Genomic DNA, 15,336 nt, shown 5'->3' with positions numbered 1-15,336 from the left:
GCGGTAGAATGTGTGATCGGGGGTTGAGGGTTACTCCCAATTTTTTTAAAACCTTTAAACCCCCGAGAACGAGATTTTTTTATTTTTCTTCAGTTCTGAAATGGATTGTCTATAAAATGGATACTAGTATAGTTAATCTTGAAAAACAAGATAAAACTTTTAAAATTATCGGGCGTGATGGTAGAAAAGGGGGGTAAAAATTAAGGAGGCATAGTATGAGAGAGAATATTCCTTCTGGTCAGCTAAGTGGGAACATTTTGGTTATAGGAGGGGGCATCGCAGGACTGAGTGCAGCGCTCGAAGCCTCTGAAGCTGGATATGATGTATATGTTGTGGAGAGAAATCCATATCTTGGAGGTAGGGTAGCACAGCTTTACAAGTATTTCCCGAAGCTCTGTCCACCATACTGCGGACTTGAAATCCTTTTCAGGAGGATAAGAACAAATCCGAAGATAAAGTTCCTGACGATGAGTGAGGTTGTTGATGTCAGCGGTAGCCCGGGAAACTTCGATGTGACTGTTAGGATAAAGCCAAGGTATGTGGATATATCTAAATGCACGGCATGTGGAGAGTGTGCCAAGGTCTGTCCGGTAGAGAGAGACAATGATTTCAACTACGGCATGGATAAAACGAAAGCAATCTATCTGCCACACGATCTAGCATTTCCGATGAAGTATGTGATTGATGACAGTGTTTGTAAGAAGGATGAGTGTGCGAAGTGCGTTTCTGCATGCAAGTATGATGCAATAGATTTCAGCATGGAAGAAAAGACGATCAACATAAAGGCTGAATCGATCATCGTCGCGACTGGCTGGAAGCCATACGATGCTACAAAGCTGACGAACCTTGGCTTTGGAAAGTATCCGAATGTCATAACGAATGTTATGATGGAGAGGCTGGCATCATACAATGGGCCGACAAAGGGCAAGATTGTCAGACCGAGCGATGGAAAGGAGCCAAATACCATAGCGTTTGTGCAGTGTGCTGGATCGAGAGATGAGAACCATCTGCCATACTGCTCTGCAATTTGCTGCCTAGCTTCGATGAAGCAGGCTACTTACATCAGAGAGCAGTATCCTGATGCAAAGGTTTACATCTTCTACATAGATATAAGGGCCCCTGGAAGGTTCGAGGATTTCTATGCAACCGTAAGCGAGGACGAGAACATAGTCTTTGTCAAGGGAAAGGTTGCGAAGATTGAAGAAGGAGAGAACGGAAATCTGATCGTTGTTGCAGAGAACACGCTCACTGGAGAGAAAACGAGGACTGAGGTTGAGATGGTAGTTCTCGCCACAGGAATGCAGCCGGAACTCTCTGGAGTCAATCTACCGATAAAAGAGCTTAAGCTCGACAGCTACGGATTTGCTCTGTCTTCTCCGGGTATATATGTTGCCGGAGTTGCCAAGAAGCCAAGTGATGTGGCAACTGCTGTTGAGGAGTCAACTGCAGCAGCTCTGAAAGGTATTCAGATTGCTAAGAGGTGATTGTATGGCTGAAGAGTTTGAGAAGAATTATATGCTCTATATCTGCACCGGCTGTGATATTGGCAATTCAATAGATGTTGAGAAGCTTAAAGAGGTTGCAGATGAGGAGTTCAGCGTTCCTGCAAAAACCCATGAATATCTCTGCGGTAAGGAGGGTGTAGAGCTTATCAAGAAAGATATTGAAGAGGGAGTAAACACGATCATAATAGCAGCCTGTTCACCAAGAGTGAACTACGACACCTTCGACTTCCCGAATGTTATTGTTGAGAGGGTTAACCTGAGAGAGCATGTCGCATGGAGCCACAAGCCAAACGATCCGAAAACCCAGATGCTTGCTGAAGATTACATCAGAATGGGCATAGTTAAAGCCCAGAAGATGGAGTTTCCGGAGCCATACAAGGAGGAGATCACAAAGACCGTTCTTGTCATCGGTGGTGGTGTAACTGGCCTGACATCTGCAATAGAGGCTGCGAATGCTGGTTACGATGTGGTTCTCGTTGAGAAGGAGGCGGAGCTTGGAGGATGGGTCAAGAAGTTCGCAAAGATAACACCAAACGAGCCACCATTCAGAGAGCCAAGAGAGCCAGACATTGATGAGAAGATAAAGCAGGTCATGGAGAATGACAGGATAAAAGTCTATACCTCAGCATATGTAGAGAAGATCTCCGGTCAGCCGGGTCTGTTCGATGTCGTGATAAACCAGAACGGAAATCAGGAAGAGGTAAGGGTTGGCTCGATAGTTGTGGCTGTTGGCTGGGAGCCATACGATGCAACAAAGCTCGAGAACCTTGGATTCGGAAAGTATCCTGATGTGATAACGAATGTCATGCTTGAAGAGATGGTCAAGGAGAACGGGAAGATAATTGTTCCCTCAACAGGAGAGCCGGCAAAGAGGGTTGCGTTCATCCAGTGTGCCGGGCAGAGAGATCCGGAGCATCTGCCCTACTGCTCAAGCATCTGCTGTATGGTCTCGCTGAAACAGGCTCTCTATGTCAGGGAGCTCAACGATGGTCAGGCTTTCATATTCTACAAGGACATGAGAACCCCCGGAGAGTACGAGGACTTCTACAAGAGGGTTCAGGAGGACCCTGGAGTATTCCTGACAAAGGGTGAAATAAAGAGCATAACCAAAACCGACAACGGCATGCTTGTGGAGGTTGCCAATACCCTGCTCGGAGAGGACATTGAGGTAGAGGTTGATCTGGTCGTGCTCGCGACCGGTATGGTGTCAAGGCTCAAGAAAATCGCGGATATGCTTGAAGCCAAGGAAGAGGGCGAAGCTAAAGAAGGAGAGGCTGGAGAGACTGAAGAGGCAGAGGAGAAGCTTGCAGAGGCTATTGAAGAGGTGGGAGGAATCCTCAACCTCACATACAGAAAGGGTCCAGAACTTCCGGCATTGAAGTACGGCTTCCCGGACTCTAACTTCATATGCTTCCCGTATGAGACCCAGAGGACAGCTATCTATGCTGCCGGACCATTCAGACAGCCAATGGGTGTTGCTGAGAGTGAGGAGGATGCTACAGGTGCAGCATTGAAGGCTGTACAGGCTCTGGAGCTTATAAGCAGAGGAGCAGCAACATTCCCAAGAGTTGGAGATCTCAGCTATCCGGAGTTCTTCCTGCAGAGGTGTACGCAGTGTAAGAGGTGTACTGAGGAGTGTCCATTCGGTGCACTCGATGAGGACGAGAAGGGGACTCCAAAGCCGAATCCGAACAGATGCAGGAGATGTGGAGTCTGTATGGGAGCCTGCCCGGAGAGAATCATCTCGTTCAAGAACTACAATGTTGACATGATCGGTTCCATGGTGAAGAGCATCTATGTGCCAGAGGATGAGGATGAGGGCCTGAGGTTCCTAGCTTTCGTTTGTGAGAATGACGCATATCCGGCCTTTGACATGGCAGCACTCAACAGAATGGAGTGGCACCCCGATGTCAGGATAATCCCGGTGAGGTGCTTGGGTTCATTCAATGTTGTCTGGGTGGCAGATGCACTGTCCAGAGGTATCGATGGAGTTATCCTCATAGGATGCAAGTATGGAGACGACTACCAGTGCCACTTCATTAAGGGCAGTGAGCTGGCCAACAGGAGAATGGAGAATGTTCAGGAGACACTGCAGAGATTGGCTCTCGAAGCAGAGAGAGTACAGGTTGTACAGCTTCCGATATCTGAGTACGACAAGATCCCGCAGATAATACAGGAGTTCGTTGAGAGAATTGAGGATGAATTTGGCCCGAACCCGTATAAAGGGTTCTAATTTACCAATTTTTTACGAGGGGTGGTGGCATGAAACTAAATCCTGATATTAACTTTGTTAAGGATTTAATGAAGATGGGAGGATCATCTCTCAAGAAGTGCTTCCAGTGTGCTACATGTTCTGTGGTCTGCCCTCTTTCTCCCGATGATAATCCATATCCCAGAAAGGAGATGATCTGGGCGCAGTGGGGGCTCAAGGATAAGCTGCTGAAGGATCCAGATATATGGCTTTGCCATCAGTGCAATGACTGCTCGATAAACTGCCCGAGAGGGGCAAAACCTGGAGAGGCTCTGAATGCGATAAGGAACTACATATTCTATGAGTACTCAACTCCCAAGTTCATGGGCAAGTTGTTTACATCACCCGTTTACCTGCCGATACTGATCGCAATTCCAATAATTCTGCTGTATGCTTTCCTGCAGATTCCGGGGGTTCTGCTCCAGCCAGAGGGCGAGGGTGTTGTGTATGGTAACTTCATAAATCACCTCGCCATAGAGGTAGCGGGAATGCTGCTGGGAGCCTATGTGATCGTGGTGGCTCTGATAAGTTTCTACAAGTATTGGAAAGCGATAGGTATGTCATCCGGCATGGTCTATGAGGTCGAGAGAGGTCTGGAAGGAAAAACCACGATGAAAGCTGGAGGGTTCTGGTATGAGTTCTGGAATGCTCTGAGGCTGATCCTCAAGCACTCGAGGTTTGCCGAGTGCTCTGAGAACAAGTACAGGTACTATGCCCACCTTGGAGCGTTTTATGGCTTCATCCTTCTTGGTATCTCCACGCTCGGTGCTGTGGCGTACATGTATCTTCTGGGTGTCAAGGAATTGGCCCTGCCAGTCTATGATCCCGTGAAGATAATCGGCAACATCGGTTTCCTGCTGATCTTCGGTGGAATGACCTGGATCGTTTATACGAGGTTAGCTAACTCTGACAGAGCTGGAAAGCCAAGCTATCAGGACTGGTTCTTCATAACCGACCTCTATCTGGTTATTATAACTGGAATACTCATGGAGATACTTAGATTTGCCAATGCTGCGGAGATAGCGTATCCGCTGTACATGGTGCACTTGGTACTGGTTTTTATGCTGCTCGCATATGCACCATACTCCAAGTTCGCACACCTGATGTATAGAGGCCTTGCTTACATGCATGCAAGAAAAACTGGGAGGCTTGTAGAAAAGTAATTTTTTATTTTTAAATTTTTGTTGGTTTTAATAGTTGAAAAAAGATCGAATATTAAAGCTTATCTCTTTTTTGCATGCATAACTCATTGGTTCAGCTCCATCCAGCTTCAACAATCGAAAAATGGTTATAGCATCGCCACAGATTTAATGTTGTGAAGAAAAGCCTTGAGATTGAACTCGAGAAAGTTTCCGGGTTTGAGAAACCCAAGATCCATCTGGAACAGTATGTTACTCCCCCCTCTCTGGCATCGTTTATAGCCATCAATGCCAGACTAATGGGGGATCTGGTGGATGTGCTCGATCTTGGCTGCGGTACTGGAATGATCTCCATTGCCTGCTCTCTGCTATCAGCGAGGGTAGTTGGTGTAGATATAGATATGTCCGCCCTGAAAATAGCAAAAAAGAATGCTGAGAAGTTTGGAGTTGACATTGATCTGATTCGAGCAGATATCAAAAGTCTGTGGCTGAAAAAAAGGGATTTTACCACGATAATGAACCCACCTTTCGGGATACAGAGAAGGCATGCAGACAGGTATTTCATTTTGAAGGCTTTTGAGCTATCGGAAGTTATATACTCAATACACTCGGCTGGAAGTGAGAGATTCATAAGGAAAGTTTCGGAAGAAAAGGGATTCAAGATAACACACCTGTGGAGATTCGAAATACCACTCAAAAGGACTTATGAGTTTCATGTGAAGGAATACAAACAGATCGCTGTTGAAGTGTACAGATTGGTTAAGATCTGAGTCGTGCAGCATGATGACCCTACTTACGAAAAGCAGAGTTGATCCAGTATAAACCAAAAATCGATAAATTTTTAAAATTTTTTAACCATTAATCGCTATGAAAAGGGAATTCAGGAACCTGGTTTATGAAGAGAAGGACAGAATAGGCATCATAACACTCAACAGGCCTGAAAAAAGGAATGCACTTTCATATGATCTGCTGGATGAACTTGAAAGCCTCGTGAACGATCTAGCTGCTGAAAGAAAAGTTAAGGTTGTTATTATAAAAGGAGCTGGGAAGATATTTTCTTCCGGACACGATCTTAATGAAATCCTGAATCATCCCATCGAAGTAGAGAAGCTATTCAGGAAGTGCTTCAGCGTTATGCTGGCCATAAGAAACGCTCCTCAGACATACATAGCACAGGTTCATGGGATGGCCGCTGCGGCTGGCTGTCAACTTGTCTCTGCATGCGATCTCGCTGTGGCTGAAGAAAATGCACTGTTCTCTCTCCCAGGAGTCAAGATAGGTCTGTTCTGCAGCACTCCTGTTGTGTTTGTGAGCAGAGCTGTTGGAAGGAAGAGGGCTTATGAAATGGCGATTACCGGAGAGTTCATAACCGCAAAGCAGGCTTATGAGTGGGGTCTGCTCAACAAAATCGTTCCGGTAGAAGAGCTGGAGAGTGCCACAATGGAGTTGGCCAGAAAGCTGTCTGGCTACAGCTTCACAGCCCTTGAATCTGGAAAGAGAATGTTCTACAGGCAGATACAGATGGAGGACTTCCTTGCCTTAGAATACGCGACAGAGGTCATATCTCTTCAGAGCTCCTCTGAGGATGCCGTGGAGGGGATAAAGGCCTTCCTTGAGAAGAGGGAGCCGAGATGGAAGTACTGAATGATGAGTTAATTTAGAAAAGTTTTTTATATACCCTCTTACAACATTAAACAAACATGGGAAAGCTTGAAAATCTTTACTGCACGAGATGTGGCTCAGAATTCGATCTGGTTGTTCGTAGGACAACGAGCTATTCGGGAACCCTTCACATACCCAACCTCTTTTGCCCGTTTTGTGGCGGTAGGAGGCTGACTAAAAAACAGGGAATGTTTTTTGAGAAGCTTTAGGGTTGGGAGGTTGGTTATGGCGAAATTCGAGGAGATTGCAGAAATAATAAAAAAGGAAGGTTCGATACCCTTCAGCAGGTACATGGAGCTATCGATGAGCAGGGAGTTTGCCTTTGAGCTGAAATTCTCATCCGAGTTCATGGACTACCTCGCGAAAACGATTGCCAACTGCCTGAACGAGATGGTGGAGATCTGTGGTGGTAGCATATACGATTTTGGGATGACGAGTTCGAGACTGCTTAAAAGACTCACAAAGCTTGTAAACGCAGAATACTATCTGGTTGAGAGTGCTTTTAACAAACCGGATAAAATCCCGCCAGGGGTCAGGGTGTGCAAGTTCGATGAAGTGGAGTCATGTGAGGGTGTAATCCTTATCAGCCGGATTTTGAGTGCGCTGCCATCACACATCCTGCTATCTAACAAGCAGGTTTTTGTTGATTTCAAGAACGGAAGGTTTGAGGAGAAAATAGAAGACATAGATAAATCCCTCTTTGACGAATTTTCGGATGTTCTGGAAAAGATAGATCCCTCTAAGAAGGTTTATCTCAGCATTGAGGCTTTAAAGCTCATTCAGCAGCTGTGTAAAAAACTCTCAACAGGATTTATGGTTATAACGGACTACATGAGCGAGGAGCTCTGTGATGCAATCACATGCTATGATGAGACAGTCCACACTCACGATCCATATGCCTCCCCAGGAAAGATGAGGATGAGGATTCCGCTTAACATACCTATTGTTGCCAATGTTGCTAGAAAAATGGGTCTGGAAGTGTTTGGCCTGACGAACTACATGCACATAATGAAGAGCACGCTTGGTCTTGTAGAAGAGTTCAGCGATGAGATAAAGAAGCTCACATCAGTCTACAAGGATCCAAAGCTTGGGTCTGTGAAGGTTATGATATTAAAGAAGAACATCGATGTCAAGGAGCTTAACTGTTTGAAGTGGATTCCAAACTTTGGATACTGGAAAAAGTATAACTACCCCCATCCAGAAGAGCTTGAAGTTCTACCTGAGGGTTGATTTTCTCTTTTTATCTTCCCGTTGCTTGCAAGACATGCTCACGGGCACTTCACTTTCAATCCATTCCTCATGCATTTTCCAGCCTCCAATCGATTTTATTCTACAACTCCCCTGCAAAGCTTTTCTTTTTGTGTGACTCTCGTCAGTCACCCCGAGGAAACCTCGTAACCTCTCAGTCGTCCGGAGAACGAGCCCGAGTTGTGAAAGGTTGAAATCTTCCGAAAATCAGTTTCATATTGCAAACTCCTTCAACGCCCCTAAAACCGTTTCTCTGTCGAATCTCCTTACGATAGACCTGGTTCTGCCCTTACCCCTCTTTAAGTATGATAAGTCTATCAGCCTCAGGTTCTCGAGCTTTGAGATAATATTGTAGAACTTCGTGTATCCAATTTTGTGATCTTTGCGGACCTTTTTGTACATTTCACCAGTAGAAATGTCGTCTTGCTGATATATCTGCTTTAAAATCTCCCTCTCTTCCTGGTTGAGCATTGAGATGCACTTCTTCAGCAAAACAACTTTGCTCTTGCTAAAGGCTTTTTCAACATCCTCTATGGATATCTTCCTTGAGCCTCTTTCTTCTGCGGATATTCCCGCCATTTTCAGGAGATACAAACCAACCCTCAGATCTCCGGTCTCGTATGTCAGCTCTGCAACCCTCTCTATGACCGCGTCGCTGATGACATTTCTGTAAAAGCCCACAAGACATCTGTTTTTCAAGATCTCGAATATTTCTTCCAAGCCGTATGGTGGGAAAAGAATTTCATCAGGGTGAAATATCGAGCCAACTCTCTCATCGAGCCTCGCATTTAGCTTTAAATCAGTTCCTATCGCTATAACTCCTGTTTTTACCCCATCAACCTCTTCATACGCCTTGAGTATCGCATACAGCACATCGTTTATCTGGGTATCATTCAGAAGGAGGTTTATATCGTCAAGCGCAACCACAAGCACCTTGTCGATCTCAAGGACTTTGTTCAAAATCGACGCATACAGCTTGGCAAAAGGGATGCCATATGATGGTGGCTTGTATCCGTAGAGAGCTTCGAATATCTTGCCGAATACTGCCTGCTTGGAGCCAAGAAGCTGACAGTTAGCATAAACGGGGATAACATCGAAATCCTCAAGTTCTCTGAAAATCAGTTTTATGGCAGAAGTTTTTCCAGTTCCGGGAGGGCCTAAGCAGAGCATGTTTACTGGCTGAGTTTTTCGGATAGCTGGCTTAAGATTCGCTGAAATCCTCCTGAGCTGTGAGTCTCTGAAGTATAGCTTCTCCGGAATGTAATCTGGATCGAAAACTTCAGGGTTCTTGAAAAGGGTTTCATCCCATGCAAGAAACCTCATCTTACTTCAACCCTTTCGCATGGGACAGAATGTGTGCTAAAGACTCTCTGATTATCCTCAAACCCAGCTCGACAGCATTTCTCGATCCAGGCAGGCAGAATACTGCTTTGGAGTTCACGATTCCCGCTGTGGCTCTTGAGAGAATTGCTGACGTGCCAACCTCTTTGTAGCTCAGATATCTGAAGATTTCTCCAAAACCATCTATCTTCTTTTCAAGCAGAGGCTCTATCGCTTCAATCGTTACATCCTTCGGGTTCAGGCCCGTTCCACCATTAACTATAACGGCATCACATTCTTTGAGCATCTCGGAGACGGTATTCTTTATCGCCTCAACATCATCTGCAACCAGTGCGTAATCCGTTGCTAGATCTTTGAACGCCTCAAATATCTCCCTGCCGGAACCATCGTCTTCTGGTATTTTGTCTATCCCTCTCAAATTCCCGTACTTCTCGAATCTGGATGTTGAGACTGTCACTATTCCAACCCTGAAGTCCAGTCTGGTTTCATGTTTATGCATATGCAACACCCCCATCCATGCAACACCTAAAACCATCTGCTCAGGTTCATCTGACTGGTTTTCAGCCCGGCAGTGAGTTTTTCCACTGCCTTTTCAACCCTATCCCTGCTGAAATCATGCTCCTCACACAAAAACTCAACTATTTTCTCAGCATCTGGCTTTGAGAATTTTATCTCATAGTCATCCGTCACGGGAGGGTTGAGATAGAATTCTCTGATCTCCTCTAAGTTCTCTATGCTCTTACCAATGGCTTTTAATACCTTATCTCCATCACCATACTTCTTTATTAGGTTGTAAGCTTTTTTTGGCCCCACACCCTTTATACCATCGTTGTAGTCTGTTCCAACGAGGATAGCTATGTCCACAAGCTGTTCTCTGGTTATCTCAAGCCTCCTCAGATTTTTGCTCAGGTTTATGATCTCTGGCTTTATATCTACATAGACATACTTTCCGGGAAGCTTCCTCTTGCCCGTGATGGTTAGATTCCTCGCAAGCTTTGGACTTCCAAACAGCAAGGAATCATAGTCCTGACTTCCTGTAAAGTCGCTATCTCCTTTCAGCGTTATGTATGCAGCCTGTGCCTCCCCTTCGGAGGGAGCATCGATACATGGAATACCCATCATGCCCAACAAAAGTTTTGAGGTTTCTACAATGTACTCGTCAACCCTTGCTGTAGCCTGAGCATACTTTTTCAGATCCTTCTCTCCCATCTCCCTTGCAATCTCAAGCTTCTCCTCCATTTCCATCTTTCTTTTCTTTCTCTCCTCGATCTCTTTCCTCTTGAACTCTGGTGGTTGTCCATCGAAGACATATATTGGTTTTAAGCCTACCTCAACCATGTTCGCAGTTCTGTAAAGGAGGCCTGAGAGGTGAGAGGTTATCCTTCCCTGAGAATCCTTCAAAGGTGTGCCGTCTGGCTGCCTTATGATCGAGAGAAACTGATAAATTGTGTTGAAAGCATCAATCGATATCTTATATCCTGAAAAATAGTCAAGCTCAACTTTCTCTTTTTCAAAGAGCTCTCCTATATCTGAACCCATGAATTGGGTTTGCTTTTTAAAAATAAATTTTTTCTGGTTTAGTGGCTTTTCAACTTTTTTCAGCTTCTTTTGGCTTTTTCAGCGATAAATTCTTCTTTCAATTCCTTCAAGCCTATCATCAATAACCTCAAGGTACTTCTGGAGAATCTCTTCGAAACTGTCCTCGAGGTTTCCTGTATTTACTGCTATGGCCCTCTTGGTGTTCTCGAACTCCTCCATGATCTTTTTCATCCTGAGTTCCATGCTTATGAACAGCGCTCCGAGAGATAGTGTCAACAGGAATGCAAAGAAGATCACCGAAGCATCTACCCTGTCGTATAACGAAAGCCATTTGTATGTCAGCATCACAGCGGAGAACACCATAACGGCTGAAATCGCAACATCCCTATTCTCCATCACCACCACCAACTTTTGATAATCTCAAATAATATATAATTTTTTCATTAGTTTTGCTAACCTGGCTCACTTTGACTCGGTTTGACTAAGTGAAGCATTTAGGATGATAAATGGAGACAATTGGGTGTATTAGAAAAAGTTTAAAACTCACGAACAAATCAGGGACATGGAAGTTGAATGTCAGCTACTTACATGGGATCACATTTACAGGGTTTGCTTTACGATCGCAAAAGATGTGAGAAAATCGGGGTTCAAACCGGATGCGATAGTTGCTGTAGGTAGAGGAGGATGGATTCCTGCGAGAATAATCAGCGATTTCCTGAATATCCGGGAGCTTTACAGCGTCAAAGCTGAGTACTGGGATGTTGCAGAATCCAGAGACGATGCAGTCATAACCCAGCCGATAAATGTTGACATGTCCGGAAAAAAGGTTCTGCTGGTGGATGATGTTGCCGACACTGGAAAAACACTCAATGTTGTTGTCTCACATCTGAGAAAAGCTGGAGCAAGGGAGATCAAGACCGCTGTTCTGCAGTACAAGAAGACTTCGGAGTTCATTCCAGACTTTTCCGGAGAGATTTTCAGCAGATGGGTGTGGATAGTGTATCCATGGGGTCTGACCGAGACGGCTATAGGCTTTTTGAAGAAAATTGACAACTACAAGGAGAAATCCACGGATGAGCTAATCGATGAAATTAAAAGGAGATTCAACCTTACATTGAGTAAGGAGATTATCGAGCTTGCAAAAGAGCTTATAGGGTGAGGAGTGTTGTCAGAGTATATCCTCGAAATGAGGAACATAACGAAGGTATTCCCAGGAGTTGTGGCGAACGACAGGGTTAACCTCAAGGTGAGGAAAGGGGAAATCCACGGATTGCTGGGAGAGAACGGTGCTGGAAAAACAACGCTGATGAGTATTCTCTATGGACTTTACAAACCAGATAGCGGTGAGATAATCTTTGACGGTAAGAAAAGGGTCTTTAACTCTCCAAAAGATGCAATAGAAGCTGGAATCGGAATGGTTCATCAGCACTTCAAGCTCGTCAACAAGATGACCGCTCTGGACAACATAATCCTTGGGTACAAAACTCCCAACGACCCGCTCGTGGATTACGGATGGGCTAGAGAGAGAATAAAGGAGATAATGGAGAAATCGAAGATAGATGTTGACCTTGATGAGATCGTTGTCAACATGAGTGTCGGAGAGGAACAGAGGGTTGAGATACTAAAATCCCTCATGAGAGATGTCAAGCTTTTGATCCTCGATGAACCAACCTCTGTGTTAACTCCCTCAGAGACTGAAAAGCTGTTTGTTGCCCTGAAGAGCATGAAAGAAAAGGGACTAACTGTTCTTTTTATAACCCACAAGCTAAGAGAGGCTCTTGAGCTAACCGACAGGATTACGGTGCTGAGAAAAGGAAGAAATGTGGGGACCATTGTCACATCAGAAACGAACGAGAAAGAGTTGGCCAAGATGATGGTCGGAAGAGAGATCAAAATGGAGTTCAGAAAGAGCGTCAGGAACTATGGCAGAGATGTTCTCGTGCTTAAAGATGTTTATGCTAGGGATGACAGGGGTCTGATGGCACTGAAAGGCATTAACCTCTCCGTTAGAGAGGGTGAGATCCTTGGAATCGCCGGAGTTTCGGGTAACGGGCAGAGGGAGCTTGAAGAGATCATCGTTGGGGTTAGGGACATAGAGAGAGGAGCGATATACTTCGATGGAAAGAGGATAGATTCTGCTGGCGTTTATGAAAGAATTCAGTTGGGGATCTCCTGCATTCCGGAGGATAGAATAAACTCGGGACTGGCATTATCTTTAACCATAGCCGACAACCTCGTTTTGAGAGATTACAGGAAGTTCTGCAGGAAGGGTATTATTGATTTCAGCAACATCGAAGCTCATGCTGAAAGGCTTGTTAAGGAGTACGACATCAAAACACCCTCGGTACACGCTCTGGCAAGTACGCTGTCTGGAGGGAACATGCAGAGGCTCATAATCGCGAGGGAGTTCTCCAGAAACCCGAGGCTTTTGATCGCATCTCAGCCAACGAGAGGTCTCGACATAGCTGGAATAGAGTATGTCAGAAAGAAGCTGATACAGTTCTCTGAAGAGGGTAAGGCTGTAATCCTGATTTCTGAAGATCTGGATGAGATAGTGGAGATGAGCGACAGAATTGCTGTTATCTACGAGGGGCAGATAAGAGGGATTTTCGAGGAGCCGGATATGGAGAAAATCGGGATTTTGATGTCTGGAGGGGAAATCAATGAGGATTGAGAGAAGGCTTGAAACTCCAAAGAGAATCTACCTGTACATAACTGCTGGATCGATTCTTGCATCGCTGTTCTTCGTTGGAGTTCTGCTTGCGATAATCGGTGTGAATCCTGTAGATGCTTATTCAACGATGATGTACAGGGCATTTGCAACCAAGTTTGGTGTTACCGAGCTTTTCGTGAAGACAGCACCAATCATACTCACAGGGCTTGCAGTGTCCATACCTCTGAGGGCTGGTTTGTGGAACATCGGTGCTGAGGGTCAGCTTTACATGGGGGCTTTTGCTGCAAGCGTGATAGCCCTATATCTGCCAATCCACACTTCTGCTGTCGTTATACCCCTGATGATTATCTTTGCAGCGTTTTTCGGGATGGTTTGGGCGTCAATTCCAGCCTTTTTAAAGGCCAAATTCGATTTGAACGAGATAATTTCAACGCTACTGCTGAACTATGTTGCCATATACTGGGTGGAATATCTTGTTTACGGGCCAATGAAGGGGAAGTATGTTTATAACTTCCCGTATTCAGATTTGTTTGGCGATTACGCAATACTTCCAAGATTTTTCGGAACGAGGTTTCATCTCGGCGTTATAATAGCATTTGTTGTGGCCATACTGATTTACTTACTGATGATGAAGACATCTTATGGCTTCTCTGTCAGAATATTTGGCTCAAATCCGAGATCTGCAGAGTACGCTGGTATCAAAAGGAGCTGGGTGGTAGTCTCCACAATGCTCCTCGCCGGAATGATTGCGGGACTTGCTGGAATGATCGAGGTTAGCGGACTGCACATGAGGTTGAGGGCTAATGTATCTCCGGGCTACGGATATACTGGGATTCCAGTAGCTTTGCTTGCAAGAGGCAATCCCCTTTTTGTGATCCTGTCAGCCTTCCTGTTCGGATGGCTGTATGTTGGTGGTTCTGCAATGCAGACGACCTTTGGTATTCCTGTGGCAATAGTTGATGTTTTTCAGGCTCTGGTTGTTCTGTTCATAATTGGCGGTGATTTCTTCACGAGATACAAGATAAAACTTGGAGGTAGATCATGATCGAGGTGGAATTCTTGGCATCGCTCATAGCAGCCTCGATGAGGGCTGGAACACCGTTGCTATTCGCAACTCTCGGAGAGATAATTACCGAAAGGAGCGGTGTGCTGAACTTGGGCCTTGAGGGGATAATGATCATGGGTGCGATGACTGGCTTTTATGTCAGCCTTGTGACCGGAAATCCATGGCTGGGCATTCTGATCGGTGGTCTGGCAGGGCTTCTGCTTGCCATAATACATGCTTTCTTCACCGTCACACTTAAAGTTGATCAGGCTGTGACGGGACTCATGCTGGTTCTCCTTGGTCTTGGCCTAACAGGCTTCCTCGGAAAGGACTTTGTCGGTACAGTGGCTGAATATATAACCCCGATGGAGATACCTTACCTCTCTGATATTCCGTATCTGGGAACTGCTCTCTTCAGCCACGATCCATTCGTGTATCTCGGCATTGCATTGGTTCCAGTGATATGGTTCATCATGAACAAAACGAGGTATGGCATGGAGCTTTTTGCCGTAGGTGAGAACCCGGAGGCTGCAGACACGATGGGAATTCCTGTTGACAGAGTGAGGTTTATTGCTGTGCTGATAGGCGGATTCTTGGTTGGGGTTGCTGGAGCATACCTGAGTCTCGCATACGCGAAGGTTTGGACTGAGGGATTGACTGCTGGAAGAGGCTGGATTTGTCTGGCTTTAGTGATATTCAGCGGATGGACACCACATAGGGCTATATTCGGAGCCTACCTCTTTGGAGGGCTTGATGTACTATCTTTCAAGCTTCAGGCTCTCGGGCTTGGAGTTTCATATCACTTCATGAGGATGGTGCCCTATGTTTTCACGATACTCGTTCTGCTGGTAGGGGTTATAAGGGAGAAAGAAAAGTTCGGTGCACCCTCTGCATTGGGCAAGCCATACATAAGGGAGCAGAAGTACTGATTT

At 45.4% G+C, this 15,336-nt stretch carries 15 protein-coding genes; 11 read left to right on the top strand and 4 right to left on the bottom strand.

What is annotated here, in order from left to right; translation table 11 throughout:
* Window positions 1–215: 215 nt before the first annotated feature.
* The 7 genes from ASULF_RS10280 to ASULF_RS10255 all read left to right on the top strand — a co-directional run bounded on the left by ASULF_RS10280 (window position 216) and on the right by ASULF_RS10255 (window position 7,787).
* Window positions 216–1,484 (top strand): CoB--CoM heterodisulfide reductase iron-sulfur subunit A family protein, encoded by a 1,269-nt coding sequence (locus tag ASULF_RS10280; protein WP_015591664.1) that lies wholly within the window; start codon window positions 216–218, stop codon window positions 1,482–1,484.
* Window positions 1,485–1,488: 4 nt separating this feature from the next.
* A complete protein-coding gene (locus ASULF_RS10275) occupies window positions 1,489–3,738 on the top strand; it encodes an FAD-dependent oxidoreductase (protein ID WP_015591663.1) in 2,250 nt (749 codons plus the stop codon).
* Between the two features lie 29 nt (window positions 3,739–3,767).
* Entirely contained in the window at window positions 3,768–4,919 is a 1,152-nt protein-coding gene (gene qmoC / locus ASULF_RS10270; RefSeq protein WP_015591662.1) for a quinone-interacting membrane-bound oxidoreductase complex subunit QmoC, read from the top strand.
* A 152-nt stretch (window positions 4,920–5,071) separates the two neighbouring features.
* Window positions 5,072–5,665 carry an METTL5 family protein gene (locus ASULF_RS10265; protein WP_015591661.1) on the top strand — a complete coding sequence of 198 codons (594 nt, stop codon included), beginning with the start codon at window positions 5,072–5,074 and terminating at the stop codon, window positions 5,663–5,665.
* 97 nt (window positions 5,666–5,762) lie between these two features.
* Entirely contained in the window at window positions 5,763–6,539 is a 777-nt protein-coding gene (locus ASULF_RS10260) for an enoyl-CoA hydratase-related protein (RefSeq protein ID WP_015591660.1), read from the top strand.
* A 56-nt stretch (window positions 6,540–6,595) separates the two neighbouring features.
* Complete coding sequence (locus tag ASULF_RS12075) at window positions 6,596–6,766, top strand: hypothetical protein (protein WP_169336407.1); 171 nt, start codon at window positions 6,596–6,598, stop codon at window positions 6,764–6,766.
* A 16-nt stretch (window positions 6,767–6,782) separates the two neighbouring features.
* Window positions 6,783–7,787 carry an SAM-dependent methyltransferase gene (locus ASULF_RS10255; protein WP_015591659.1) on the top strand — a complete coding sequence of 335 codons (1,005 nt, stop codon included), beginning with the start codon at window positions 6,783–6,785 and terminating at the stop codon, window positions 7,785–7,787.
* A 231-nt stretch (window positions 7,788–8,018) separates the two neighbouring features.
* On the opposite strand, the gene ASULF_RS10250 is transcribed toward ASULF_RS10255, so the two are convergent.
* From ASULF_RS10250 to ASULF_RS10235, 4 genes are all read right to left on the bottom strand, one after another.
* Entirely contained in the window at window positions 8,019–9,128 is a 1,110-nt protein-coding gene (locus ASULF_RS10250; RefSeq protein ID WP_015591658.1) for an ORC1-type DNA replication protein, read from the bottom strand.
* A gap of 1 nt (window position 9,129) precedes the next feature.
* Window positions 9,130–9,645: a MogA/MoaB family molybdenum cofactor biosynthesis protein gene (locus ASULF_RS10245; protein WP_015591657.1), complete on the bottom strand. Its 516-nt coding sequence runs from the start codon at window positions 9,643–9,645 to the stop codon at window positions 9,130–9,132.
* A gap of 26 nt (window positions 9,646–9,671) precedes the next feature.
* The gene (gene fen / locus ASULF_RS10240; protein ID WP_015591656.1) at window positions 9,672–10,685 is read right to left on the bottom strand and encodes a flap endonuclease-1; all 1,014 of its coding nucleotides are present in this window, start codon (window positions 10,683–10,685) and stop codon (window positions 9,672–9,674) included.
* Between the two features lie 78 nt (window positions 10,686–10,763).
* Window positions 10,764–11,081, bottom strand: coding sequence for a hypothetical protein (locus tag ASULF_RS10235; RefSeq protein ID WP_015591655.1), 318 nt, complete (start codon window positions 11,079–11,081; stop codon window positions 10,764–10,766).
* A gap of 166 nt (window positions 11,082–11,247) precedes the next feature.
* Here ASULF_RS10235 and ASULF_RS10230 point away from each other — a divergent pair, with 166 nt between their 5' ends.
* Genes ASULF_RS10230 through ASULF_RS10215 form a run of 4 tightly spaced genes read left to right on the top strand, consistent with a single transcriptional unit; the run spans window position 11,248 to window position 15,333 of the window.
* Window positions 11,248–11,844, top strand: coding sequence for a phosphoribosyltransferase (locus ASULF_RS10230; protein WP_015591654.1), 597 nt, complete (start codon window positions 11,248–11,250; stop codon window positions 11,842–11,844).
* Between the two features lie 3 nt (window positions 11,845–11,847).
* Window positions 11,848–13,359: an ABC transporter ATP-binding protein gene (locus tag ASULF_RS10225; protein WP_236609685.1), complete on the top strand. Its 1,512-nt coding sequence runs from the start codon at window positions 11,848–11,850 to the stop codon at window positions 13,357–13,359.
* Window positions 13,349–14,404 (top strand): ABC transporter permease, encoded by a 1,056-nt coding sequence (locus tag ASULF_RS10220; protein ID WP_015591652.1) that lies wholly within the window; start codon window positions 13,349–13,351, stop codon window positions 14,402–14,404. The genes ASULF_RS10225 and ASULF_RS10220 overlap by 11 nt, the downstream gene beginning before the upstream one ends.
* Window positions 14,401–15,333 carry an ABC transporter permease gene (locus ASULF_RS10215; protein ID WP_015591651.1) on the top strand — a complete coding sequence of 311 codons (933 nt, stop codon included), beginning with the start codon at window positions 14,401–14,403 and terminating at the stop codon, window positions 15,331–15,333. The genes ASULF_RS10220 and ASULF_RS10215 overlap by 4 nt, the downstream gene beginning before the upstream one ends.
* The last annotated feature ends 3 nt before the right edge of the window (window positions 15,334–15,336 follow it).

This window comes from Archaeoglobus sulfaticallidus PM70-1 (genome assembly GCF_000385565.1).
Taxonomy (GTDB): domain Archaea; phylum Halobacteriota; class Archaeoglobi; order Archaeoglobales; family Archaeoglobaceae; genus Archaeoglobus_A; species Archaeoglobus_A sulfaticallidus.
The sequence above is the reverse complement of the archived record's forward strand: the minus strand, read 5'-3'. Positions and strand labels throughout refer to the sequence as shown.

Coding starts and splice junctions, on each gene's coding strand:
- ASULF_RS10280 (WP_015591664.1), top strand. CDS start 216: ATGAGAGAGAATATTCCTTCTGGTCAGCTAAGTGGGAACATTTTGGTT.
- ASULF_RS10275 (WP_015591663.1), top strand. CDS start 1,489: ATGGCTGAAGAGTTTGAGAAGAATTATATGCTCTATATCTGCACCGGC.
- qmoC (WP_015591662.1), top strand. CDS start 3,768: ATGAAACTAAATCCTGATATTAACTTTGTTAAGGATTTAATGAAGATG.
- ASULF_RS10260 (WP_015591660.1), top strand. CDS start 5,763: ATGAAAAGGGAATTCAGGAACCTGGTTTATGAAGAGAAGGACAGAATA.
- ASULF_RS12075 (WP_169336407.1), top strand. CDS start 6,596: ATGGGAAAGCTTGAAAATCTTTACTGCACGAGATGTGGCTCAGAATTC.
- ASULF_RS10255 (WP_015591659.1), top strand. CDS start 6,783: ATGGCGAAATTCGAGGAGATTGCAGAAATAATAAAAAAGGAAGGTTCG.
- ASULF_RS10250 (WP_015591658.1), bottom strand. CDS start 9,128: ATGAGGTTTCTTGCATGGGATGAAACCCTTTTCAAGAACCCTGAAGTT.
- ASULF_RS10245 (WP_015591657.1), bottom strand. CDS start 9,645: ATGCATAAACATGAAACCAGACTGGACTTCAGGGTTGGAATAGTGACA.
- fen (WP_015591656.1), bottom strand. CDS start 10,685: ATGGGTTCAGATATAGGAGAGCTCTTTGAAAAAGAGAAAGTTGAGCTT.
- ASULF_RS10235 (WP_015591655.1), bottom strand. CDS start 11,081: ATGGAGAATAGGGATGTTGCGATTTCAGCCGTTATGGTGTTCTCCGCT.
- ASULF_RS10230 (WP_015591654.1), top strand. CDS start 11,248: ATGGAAGTTGAATGTCAGCTACTTACATGGGATCACATTTACAGGGTT.
- ASULF_RS10220 (WP_015591652.1), top strand. CDS start 13,349: ATGAGGATTGAGAGAAGGCTTGAAACTCCAAAGAGAATCTACCTGTAC.
- ASULF_RS10215 (WP_015591651.1), top strand. CDS start 14,401: ATGATCGAGGTGGAATTCTTGGCATCGCTCATAGCAGCCTCGATGAGG.